11 protein-coding genes are annotated in these 10,233 nt (G+C 41.9%); 4 read left to right on the plus strand and 7 right to left on the minus strand.

The features are described 5' to 3' along the window. Positions 1–129: 129 nt before the first annotated feature. The 4 genes from L4C33_RS15850 to L4C33_RS15865 form a co-directional block, all read right to left on the minus strand. A complete protein-coding gene (locus tag L4C33_RS15850) occupies positions 130–573 on the minus strand; it encodes a DUF2061 domain-containing protein (RefSeq protein ID WP_428813387.1) in 444 nt (147 codons plus the stop codon). Between the two features lie 202 nt (positions 574–775). Further along, positions 776–1,036: a DNA polymerase III subunit epsilon gene (locus L4C33_RS15855; RefSeq protein WP_428813388.1), complete on the minus strand. Its 261-nt coding sequence runs from the start codon at positions 1,034–1,036 to the stop codon at positions 776–778. A 180-nt stretch (positions 1,037–1,216) separates the two neighbouring features. Further along, positions 1,217–2,650, minus strand: a complete 1,434-nt coding sequence (locus tag L4C33_RS15860; RefSeq protein WP_428813389.1) for a lipopolysaccharide biosynthesis protein — start codon at positions 2,648–2,650, stop codon at positions 1,217–1,219. Between the two features lie 9 nt (positions 2,651–2,659). Then, the gene (locus L4C33_RS15865) at positions 2,660–3,586 is read right to left on the minus strand and encodes a glycosyltransferase family 2 protein (RefSeq protein WP_428813390.1); all 927 of its coding nucleotides are present in this window, start codon (positions 3,584–3,586) and stop codon (positions 2,660–2,662) included. A gap of 313 nt (positions 3,587–3,899) precedes the next feature. On the opposite strand from L4C33_RS15865, the gene L4C33_RS15870 reads away from it, so the two are divergent. Together L4C33_RS15870 and L4C33_RS15875 are read left to right on the plus strand one after the other, a co-directional pair. Beyond that, a complete protein-coding gene (locus L4C33_RS15870; protein WP_428813391.1) occupies positions 3,900–5,075 on the plus strand; it encodes a glycosyltransferase in 1,176 nt (391 codons plus the stop codon). A gap of 118 nt (positions 5,076–5,193) precedes the next feature. Further along, complete coding sequence (locus tag L4C33_RS15875) at positions 5,194–5,691, plus strand: hypothetical protein (protein ID WP_428813392.1); 498 nt, start codon at positions 5,194–5,196, stop codon at positions 5,689–5,691. 77 nt (positions 5,692–5,768) lie between these two features. Here L4C33_RS15875 and L4C33_RS15880 read toward each other — a convergent pair whose 3' ends face one another. Genes L4C33_RS15880 through ectA form a run of 3 tightly spaced genes read right to left on the minus strand, consistent with a single transcriptional unit; the run spans position 5,769 to position 8,002 of the window. Then, complete coding sequence (locus tag L4C33_RS15880; RefSeq protein ID WP_428813393.1) at positions 5,769–6,155, minus strand: ectoine synthase; 387 nt, start codon at positions 6,153–6,155, stop codon at positions 5,769–5,771. A gap of 13 nt (positions 6,156–6,168) precedes the next feature. Beyond that, the gene (ectB, locus tag L4C33_RS15885; protein WP_428813394.1) at positions 6,169–7,434 is read right to left on the minus strand and encodes a diaminobutyrate--2-oxoglutarate transaminase; all 1,266 of its coding nucleotides are present in this window, start codon (positions 7,432–7,434) and stop codon (positions 6,169–6,171) included. Between the two features lie 25 nt (positions 7,435–7,459). Next, on the minus strand, positions 7,460–8,002 hold the full coding sequence (gene ectA / locus L4C33_RS15890; protein ID WP_428813395.1) for a diaminobutyrate acetyltransferase: 543 nt from the start codon (positions 8,000–8,002) through the stop codon (positions 7,460–7,462). Between the two features lie 586 nt (positions 8,003–8,588). Here ectA and proV point away from each other — a divergent pair. Continuing rightward, entirely contained in the window at positions 8,589–9,776 is a 1,188-nt protein-coding gene (gene proV, locus L4C33_RS15895) for a glycine betaine/L-proline ABC transporter ATP-binding protein ProV (RefSeq protein ID WP_428813396.1), read from the plus strand. Positions 9,777–9,779: 3 nt separating this feature from the next. After that, on the plus strand, positions 9,780–10,233 hold a 454-nt coding region (locus L4C33_RS15900), incomplete at its 3' end, for an ABC transporter permease (protein WP_489686443.1).

A 10,233-nucleotide genomic window follows, 5' to 3' on the forward strand; every position in this document is an offset into this window, starting at 1 on the left:
GTGTTTAATACTAGTAATTAATAAGATCACTAAGCGGATTTGTGTCTAATCACCTAACAAAAACTACACATGACAAAGAGCCGATATTTTATCGGCTCTTTAGCTTTAGTTGCACATTGCTCATTCGCTTTAAGCGCAAGCCAATGCAGGAGTCTGAGTCTGCTGACGAACAAAAGAGGCTGACTGGTGATCAAAACGAGTTTCTTGAGTAGCCCTCGATCTTTTGGCCCAGACTTTTTCGTGAAAGTAGTAAGCGAATGAGTTCACTGTCGGCTCTAAAACTGCAATAAGGCCACCAATTAAAGCGTCGCCCGTCAGTACATAGGTAACGGTAAAAGCAACGCTAAAGTGCACAACCGCAAAGCTAGCGGTTTTGATACGCATCATTGCACCATTACGCTTGAGCATAGGGAGTGCTTGCCATACTTTTTCATGAAAATAGAAAGCAACCGTATTAATTGAAGGTTCAATCATTGCAATCATACTGCCGAGTAAGAAATCACCGACCAGCAAATAAGTAATCGTGGTTGCAATTGAAAAGTGTATAGCAGCAAAGGTGATGGTCTTAATCATGATATGCCCTCTTTCGGCGTTCTATCTGTTAAAACCATTATTGAGAATTATTATCATTAAGTGAAGTTGGTTATTTCTATTAAACCAATAGTTGATTCCTTTCGTTAAGAACAACTCACTTCATTGAATCTTTAATCTTGTTCAGAGTAAATACTTACTAAGCCCTAAAACAAACAACCCCTGCAATGGCAGGGGTTGTCGTTTAGTCTTCGTACACCTTAACGGCGAACGCATCTTCAATCTTTTTCAGTTCTTCTTGCTCTTTTAAGTTTATTTCATCTTGAAGAGCAGCTTTACGTTCTTTTAGATCGGCTTTTTCTGACTTAGTTAGAAATTTGGCAGCTTTTTTGTTCGTTAAAGCATACGCTACGACGTCATCACCTTTTTCTCTACGCTCAGTTACTCGCTGTGAAAAACGTTCTTTATCGCGTGCTCTACGCTCAGCAGCTGTTAATTTACTCATGTTTGTACCTTATTGGTTAATAGCGGTAGGTATCTTCACTACCTTGAGTTAAACAAAGAAACTGAATGCACATTTGCCTAACTTATCTGGCTATTTTAACATAATTGTCTGTAATGCCCTCATTCTATCTAGCCCCATAAACCATCAAGTTATTTAGTTAGGTGTAAAAATAACCATTATTTACCCATGCAAATACTTACTTAACCCCAACTTTACGAAAACGGCCTGAGGAATTGGAATAACATCAAATCGAGCAAAGACCCAAATACTCGCCCCCCCGACCAAACAACCAGCAATAAATTCAGGTAAGCTCGTAAACATATTCGTAATGATTTGGTTGATGGCTAATGCACCTAAAGCGATGACAAGACAGGTGACCCACTTAGAATGTTCATAAGGTAAGAACTCTAAAGACTGGCTAACTTTATAGAGCAAAGCTAACCTCAAAACGTAGGCTAACCCAAGCACCACAGGAACTCCCCAAAGCCCATAAATAGGTGTAACAACAAAGTATCCACCAGCGGCAGCAACTGCACACACGGCTTGAATCCACATTTGGGCGCGGCTGGAATCTCCGCTATAACAACCTAAATTTAGATAGTCTCCAGCATTTTTCACCATACCAATCGCCAGTAAAACGACCACTATCGAACCAGAAAGCTCATAGCTACTTGGCAAGATTAAGGTAATAAACCCTGGGACAGTAAGGATCATCAAAGTACCTAGTACAGTACCAATATTGACCCCAAGCAAGGCTTTATCTGCACACGTTTTAGCTCCACCTTTTTGCTGAAGAATCGCTACTCGATTCGGGAACCACCAAAGAGCATAAGGCTGCAGCATTAGGCCAAGAATCAATGCAAATTTAGCGCTCACCGCATAAATGGCTAACTCTTCTACTCCCACAACGCTCGCAAGAAACCAGCGATCGAGCCCGTTGATCATATAAACAGATGCGCCTCCTATGAGTACTGGCACGCCAAAGCTAAGTAGCTGTTTCGAATGTTTTAGGAAGCCAAATTTGCCCATTTCTTGCCATTGATAACGAAGTAAACAAACTAGCAGCAATACACTGGAAAGTGCGCTCGCTATCAACACACCATCAATACCGTAACCAGCCTCCAATAGCCCATAAGTCATCAAAGCTTGTACAGCGGCTTTTAATACATTCAGTAAACAAAAGCGCTTCGCCAGCGCATTCATCCTCATCAAAGTCAGAGGAATAGAAATAGTCCCATCTATCATGGTAGGAATAAGCAGGATCAGAATTTGGTAAGGTTGAAATTCGACAGGTAAACTCAAGATTAACCAAGGCATACTTATCGCTATCAGCGAACCTCCTAATAAGCACACCGAAACACTCAGCGTAAAACAGTTCGAGATAAGGTTACGTTTTTCGTCACCTTGCGCAGTTCCCACATATCGATACATTGCATCGACAATGCCAAAACTGAACAGTATGGTTCCAATATCGGCCAACAATACTATCGCCTCTAACGAACCATATTCGGCTAGCGTCAATTTGTGAGTGATATAAGGGATCATTACGAGTGAAATTCCTTTCATCATAATGATTCCCACGGCGTAATAAGCCGATTGCTTTAGTGAATCCATGCGCACTCCTTAGCGAGCTGGCCACAAGATGCTTTTACAATCTCCAAGCAGGCTACGAAATCGACGTTTTTGAGGAGCAAGCAACAGTGACCTTAGACCAAAAAACACCGCAATTCCCTTACGCTGTAGCCCTCGATGATAGTCAGCATAGCCTTCTAATATTCGCGCTTTGGCCGACTTAAATGCCGAAGCGGGCAAGCACCAAGTATGTTGAGAATCTTGATAGTGTTTAAGTATGGACTCTATTGATTGYAGATTTCTCAGCTTAAAATGATCGGTTTGTGTTGTAGAGCTTTGGCGCATTAAATAGCCCGACTGAATTGAGTTAAGCGCCCCTATTGGATGCTTTTCACATATTCTCAGCCATAGGTCCCAATCCTCTCCATATTCGATCTCAGCATCGAAAGCTTTCATCTGAGTAAGCACGTCTGCTTTCACCATCACTGTAGAAGTCCCAATAATGTTATTCTGAATGGTGAACTCTAGTGCATTGTTAAGGGGAATAAATAAACGCTCTTCACCATGAAATTGTTCCCAGTAACTAAAGCAATCTACAATCGACTGATATTGCTCCGTTAAGTGATCGTAATTAGTAAAACTCATACCTAGCGAAGGGTGCGCCGCATGCAATGCAAGTTGCAGTTCTAATTTCTCGGGTAACCAAAAATCATCAGCATCTAGAAACGCAATAAAGTCCCCACATGCTTGATTGATACCCATATTTCTCGCTTGCGAGGCTCCTACACCAGTTGTAGTAATAACCGATATACGCGGGTCAGTTAGTGTCTTTAGATAAGCGTCCGTTTTATCGGCGCTGTTATCGTCAATAATAATCAGCTCAATATCTTGATGGGTTTGTTCTAAAACGCTGTCAATGGCCTTAGGTAAAAAAGCCATGCAGTTATAAGTAGGTATGATCACGGAAACTTTAGCCATAGTGACGTTCTCTTTAAGTGGTTATGCAATCACTAACGCACTATCCATGCCATTTACTAACTCACTGAATTTCATGATCTAAATTTCCCACGTCGCAAATTGACAGCCCAACGAAGCACGCTGCTCTCAAAATGAATCAAATTGATTTTCTTTTTGAAAAAAAAAGGACCACCTATCATTCCTCAACCTAAACACATGAAATTACTTAGGAAAATTTATGGTTCGCATCTTGCTATCTACTGAAAAGTAAACGGAAAAATACGTTAATGAATACGGGTAAATTTTCTGAAGTGGAATAATTGAGGGCTTAAATATGAAAAAAGTGGCGTTTATTGCTCCAACTTATCCTGTACTCAGCGAGACTTTTGTTCAAACAGAAGTGGAAGCCATTGAGTCTTGCGGACACAGCGTTTGTGTTTTAACGTTCACTATCGAGAAAAGCGAAACTGACTTTGACTACCCCGTGATAAAAATAGGTGATGATGTTCCGCTCACCAAGCTAGCGTCAATATCACCGCTTGGCCTATTCAGAGCACTCACGTTTATCGCTCAACAAACAAGCCTTCCGAAGAGGTCGTTGTTTGGCTACGGACTCAAGTTAGCGTTGCAACTCGCCGACATGAACGTCCAACATGTTCATGCGCACTTTTGCCAGCACACCGCAGCTCATGCCATTGTAGCCGCAAAACTATTGAACATCAGTTGCTCGTTCGTCGCACACGGTCATGATGTTTATGAGTCAGCATTCGATGTTGAGCAGAAAATTCTAGCTTGTGACTTTGTCGTTGCTGTATGCCAAGACATGGCCAGTAATTTCAAAGCGACGACAAACGAAAAAGTAAATAGAAACATCAAGCTCTTACATTGTGGTGTACACACACATCAGCTTCCTTTTGGAAATAAACCGATAAGAGCCCCCCTCCATTTTATTTTCTTAGGCAGGCTGGTCGAGCAGAAAGGCATTAACTACTTACTTGAGGCTCTCAGCCCAATCGCACAACCCCTTAATATTCATCTAGACATTGTTGGATCTGGCCGGCTAGAAAGCGAATTACGCTGGCAAGTGAAACAGCTAGGTTTACAAAGAAATGTGCATTTTCTCGGTGCAAAGACGCACGAGTGGGTTAAAACTCATTTATCACACTACGACTGCTTGGTGGCACCATTTTGTGTCTCTCAAACAGGGAATGTTGATACAGGGCCATTGGTGCTCAAAGAAGCAATGGCAGTAGGGACACCAGTGATCACGACTGACATTATGGGGTGCAAAGAAATAGTGACCGATGAAACAGGATTTCTAGTGAATGAAAAAGATTCTGTAGACCTGGGATTACGAATAGAGCAGTTTGCTCAATTGAGTAGAAAAGACCGAGAAAGTATAGGGCTTAGAGCAAGAAAAAGAGTGCTGAAGCATTTCGATGCCTTTAAGCAAGCCCAGCAGTTATCTTTTTGGATAGAAAACCCCAATAGTTCAAACGAGCTAATTTGATCAACGAGTCATGTAAACAAAACCGTTTTAGTCACCGAGGTAGGAATTGCATTGCACCCCTAAAGTAGTACAATTTATCGAATTACGCCCCATAAGCTAAACTTAGTGAGTAAAGACAGTGAAACTTTTAGTTGATATTACTGGTGAAAAGTTCTTAGACATCATAGAAGAGTCTAGCGATTCCATCGTTGTTCAGTTCATTACCAATGAAGGAAAGCGGATAGGAAAACCTTTCACCGACTCAATATCAGGCTTGTTTTTAACAGGCTGGAAACCACGAACCACTTCAACGGCAATTGGGTTACAAAGATTCAAACAAGGTAAGCTACAAGATCCAAAAGTCAGCTTTGCCTTGCACCAACTTTTTCCGCTAGGACGCGATGTCAAACTTCCAACAGGTGAAATCGCGACTATTGCCAGTTATGCGAATACTCACGCCGACGGGTATTATATTTTCCTACGCATCAATGATGATCTGAAGCGAATAAAAATAACACCAGACTGGGAACTACAACCCTCTAAAAAGTTACTTACATTACCTTACTACCCAGCCCCCAAAACACAGCAAGAGATCGACAACATCGATGAGTTCGACGCTTGGGCAGCAGGGTTTTAGTCGCTACATATAAGAACACAAGGCGGATACGTGCATTATCGTATCYGCCTTGTCTATTCTTAATGACGTGCGTGTATCTAATCGACTAAAGGGTAAACACCATTTTTATCGTGTACTTCCGCACCAGTGATAGGTGGATTAAATACACAAGCCATCACCATTTCTTTATCTTTGTAAGCGCGTAAATAGTGCTCGTCGTGCTTATCAAGAATGTATAGCGTACCAGGTTTAATTGAGTAGGTTTCACCGCCAACAACTTCAATTTCGCCTTCCCCACTCATACAGAAAACTGACTCTAAATGGTTCTGATAATGAATGTGAGTTTCTGTATTTTCGTAGATAGTCGTAATGTGAAACGAAAAACCCATATTGTCGTCTTTTAGCAGCATTCGAACACTTTCCCAGTTATCCGATACTACTCTTCGCTCGCTATCACGGCATTCGTCTAATGTTCTTACAATCATGATGTATTCCTAGTTACGATGCTTTTTTAAAGTATCGAGTAGCCACTTGCTCAACAGAGCGCTTGAAAATAGCGAGCCCTTGCTCAAGTTCAGATTCTGTAATTGTTAAAGGACAGAAGAACTTCACTACTTCACCTTGTGGCCCAGCAGTTTCAATCACCATACCGTTTTCAAAACAGGCTTTTGCAATCTCGTTAGATAAATCACCATCACGACACTCAACACCAATCATCATTCCGCGACCTTTAATTTGAACAAAAAGTTCTGAGTAACGTTTAAGGACCTGATCAATTGTCGCAGTAATTTGCTGCGAACACGCCGTTATATGCTGTTCAAATTGGTTATCTGACCAATATATATCTAGGGCTTTAGCCGCAGTGACAAATGCGTGATTGTTGCCACGGAACGTACCGTTGTGTTCACCTGGTTTCCAAATATCGAGCTCAGGTTTCAGCAGTACCACCGCCATAGGTAAGCCATAACCACTAATCGATTTAGATAGTGTGACCATATCTGGTTGAATGCCAGAAGATTCAAAGCTAAAGAAAGTACCTGTTCGGCCACAACCAGCTTGAATATCATCAACGATAAGTAAAATGTCGTTGCTACGACAAATATTACTCAATCTCTGTAGCCACTTATTCGATGCGACATTCAACCCGCCTTCGCCCTGTACTGTTTCTAAAAGCACAGCTGCGGGTTTATCCATACCACTAGAGTTGTCACTTAACATTGCTTCGAAAAAGTTAAGGCCATCAACATCAGCGTAGTTTTCAAAAGGAAGACGAGTCACGTTATTCAAGCTAACACCAGCTCCCTGGCGATGGTGTTGGTTGCCTGTTGCAGCGAGTGCGCCAGCTGTACAGCCATGAAAACCATTAGTAAAAGCAACGATCGAACTACGACCTGTTACCTTTCTCGCCAATTTTAAAGCGGCTTCGACTGCGTTCGTTCCTGTCGGGCCTGTAAATTGAACCTTGTAGCTCAAGTTTCGAGGCTTCAGAATTAACTGCTGAAAGGTTTGCAGAAAATCCGCTTTAGCATTTGAGTGCATATCCAAGCCATGAGTAATGCCATCTTTTTCGATGTATTCGATCAGTGCTTGCTTCAGCTGGGGATGGTTATGTCCATAGTTAAGCGACCCTGCTCCAGCAAGAAAATCTAAGTAGCGCTCCCCCTTATCTGTTTCCAACCAACATCCCTTCGCTTGGCTGAATACAACGGGAAAGCTATTCGAGTATGAACGTACTTTTGATTCCTGCTTAATAAAAATATCCATGATAAGACCGTTTTTTGATTCCTATTTATTGAGGATTATTTAGGGGGATACGATAAAGATATTCTGTATCGTGCTTCCCTTTGAAATGGGTTTCTTCGTCAAGAAAAGTGTTCACTTCCCCTTGTTGACCATTGGCCGCATCTAACTTTTTAAACAGAGCCCAAGACGCTTTGTTGTCATCAGTGATCGTAGTTTCTATCGCACGAACAGCCGCTAGGCCATCACGCGAAAGTAATTCTTTAACCATGCTATATGCCAAGCCCTTCCCACGATGACGAGGAGAAACAGCAACCTGCCAAATGAACAAAACTTCTGGCTCTGCTGGCTTTCTGTAACCCGAAACAAACCCCGCAACATCACCATCGCGTTCGGCAATTAAACAGGTTTGACTAAAGTGGGAAGACTGAAGGAAATTGCAGTAAGAAGAATTAACATCAAGAGGAGGACAGCTTGCTATTAAGCTATAAATATCGTCTCCGTCAGTAATCTTCGGCTCACGAAAGATCCACGCCTGAGAGCGATCATTTTCTATCTCTGGGTACATAACCCAAGGAGCAGCTGTAATCATGTGTAGATACATATCCTTTGAACTCTAAACAATAATTACAGTTATTATCAGCACAAACATGAGGCATAAATCAAATAAGCTTACATAAAGCTTTCATTAAAGAGATCCAGATCACAAAAACACCGAACATGCACACACTCAATATAATTAGAGCTCAAACTTAATTTCGAGAGATTTAGAAGAGTAATCTATTGGATGTGGTGAATATTCAGGGATATCTACGATTTAGAAGGGGTTTTATGGTGATTAACCTGATTTTTGCGAAAGCTAGGCTCATATCGAAGGCGTGAAGCTGATCATCGACACTATTTATTAATTTGTGCACGAATTAATTTAATTGAACATTCAATATACCCTAGAAAATATCAAAGCTATATCAACCGACTCCACCCTAGTTTACCAACTAAAACCAAGACAATAAAGCCATGATAAATAAGCAATTAATAGACCGTTAGCACCTGCAAACAACTTATAGCGATTGGTTTAAAAACCAACATACAGAACGATATTCATTGATAATCGTCGCATTATTGCTTAGAGTACTAACTGTTTACAAATGGACATCACCTGAAAAAGGACAAAAAACATGGCTCCCATACTTGAAGTTAAGGGACTGTACAAAGTGTTTGGAGATGACACTGACCGCGCATTTACAATGATTAACGAAGGTGCCGACAAAGATAACGTTTTTGAGAAAACAGGCTTAACTATCGGTGTTAACGACGTTTCCCTCAGTATTCAAGAAGGCGAGATTTTTGTCATCATGGGTCTTTCAGGTTCAGGTAAGTCAACTTTAGTAAGACTACTCAACCGACTAATCGAGCCTACCCGAGGCAACGTTCTTCTCAAGGGTAAAGACATTGCCCACATTTCTGAAAACGAGCTTCGCCAAGTTCGCCGCAACAACATTTCAATGGTTTTTCAAAACTTCGCACTCATGCCACATATGACCGTGATAGAAAACGCCGCGTTTGGCCTTGAGCTTGCTGGTGTAGAACCAGGTAAACGCCGCGAAAGCGCGTTAGGAGCCTTAACCCGAGTTGGCCTTGATGCGTATTGCGAGTCTTACCCAGATGAACTATCTGGTGGTATGAAGCAACGTGTTGGCTTAGCCAGAGCATTAGCATGCGACCCAGATATCTTGTTAATGGATGAAGCATTTTCAGCCCTCGATCCTCTTATCAGAACTGAAATGCAAGACGAGCTAATTCGTCTACAAAACGATGATAAGCGCACCATTGTTTTCATTTCACACGATTTAGATGAAGCCATGAGAATTGGTGATCGAATTGCCATCATGCAAAATGGTGAAGTGGTACAAGTTGGTACACCTGATGAGATTCTTAACAGCCCAGCGAATGATTATGTGGAAGCATTCTTCCGCGGAGTTAACGTTGCAAATGTGCTGACAGCGAAAGATATCGCTCGTAAAAAGCCAGCAGCTGTATTCAAGAAATCAGAACATGACGGGCCAGCATCAGCACTTCAGATACTGATGGACAACGACCGTGAATACGGAATCGTTGTTGATAAAACCAGTCACTTTTCAGGCATTGTTTCCGTCGACTCACTACGTCAGGCGCACAAACAGAATCAATCTCTGATCAGCGCTCAATTAACCGACGGCATAACCCTTAAGCCTAATCAACCTATAAACGATATTTTAGGACAAGTGGCTAGCGTGCCTTATTCCGTTCCAGTCGTGGACGAAGATGGCAACTACTTTGGCGTGATTACAAAATCACGACTTCTTCAGACGCTGGACAAGGGGTAAGAAATGTCATCTGAACAAACCAACAATGACCCTTGGGGTCAAACTACTACTCAAGAAAGTGATCCATGGGGTCAATCTAGCGAGTCTTCAGCGGCGAACGACTGGCTTACCAGTGAAGTCGTAGAAACAAAGTCTTTTGATCCTTTAAATCCATTTGAAGAAGTCATACTACCTGTCGATACATGGGTTGAATCAGGTTTAAATTGGCTAGTTGAACACGGACGCCCTCTGTTTCAAGCGATACGTGTGCCAATCGACTTTATCTTGAGTTCGTTTGAAACAGCTCTTGTCTCTACACCCGCACCTTTCATGCTGGTGATTCTGTTTCTACTTGCTTGGCAGTTTTCAAATATAAGACTTGGATTGGCAACGGCTGTATCACTGACCTTCATCGGTCTTATTGGTGCTTGGTCACAAGCTATGGTCACTCTTTCACTGGTCATGACCTCGGTATTCT

Origin of the sequence: Vibrio makurazakiensis (assembly GCF_050337375.1) — a bacterium.
GTDB classification, from domain to species: domain Bacteria; phylum Pseudomonadota; class Gammaproteobacteria; order Enterobacterales; family Vibrionaceae; genus Vibrio; species Vibrio makurazakiensis.

Bases quoted from the DNA above. Each gene is read 5' to 3' on its own strand.
- L4C33_RS15870 (WP_428813391.1), top strand. From the start codon at position 3,900: ATGAAAAAAGTGGCGTTTATTGCTCCAACTTATCCTGTACTCAGCGAG.
- L4C33_RS15855 (WP_428813388.1), bottom strand. From the start codon at position 1,036: ATGAGTAAATTAACAGCTGCTGAGCGTAGAGCACGCGATAAAGAACGT.
- proV (WP_428813396.1), top strand. From the start codon at position 8,589: ATGGCTCCCATACTTGAAGTTAAGGGACTGTACAAAGTGTTTGGAGAT.
- ectB (WP_428813394.1), bottom strand. From the start codon at position 7,434: ATGGATATTTTTATTAAGCAGGAATCAAAAGTACGTTCATACTCGAAT.
- L4C33_RS15850 (WP_428813387.1), bottom strand. From the start codon at position 573: ATGATTAAGACCATCACCTTTGCTGCTATACACTTTTCAATTGCAACC.
- ectA (WP_428813395.1), bottom strand. From the start codon at position 8,002: ATGATTACAGCTGCTCCTTGGGTTATGTACCCAGAGATAGAAAATGAT.
- L4C33_RS15860 (WP_428813389.1), bottom strand. From the start codon at position 2,650: ATGGATTCACTAAAGCAATCGGCTTATTACGCCGTGGGAATCATTATG.
- L4C33_RS15880 (WP_428813393.1), bottom strand. From the start codon at position 6,155: ATGATTGTAAGAACATTAGACGAATGCCGTGATAGCGAGCGAAGAGTA.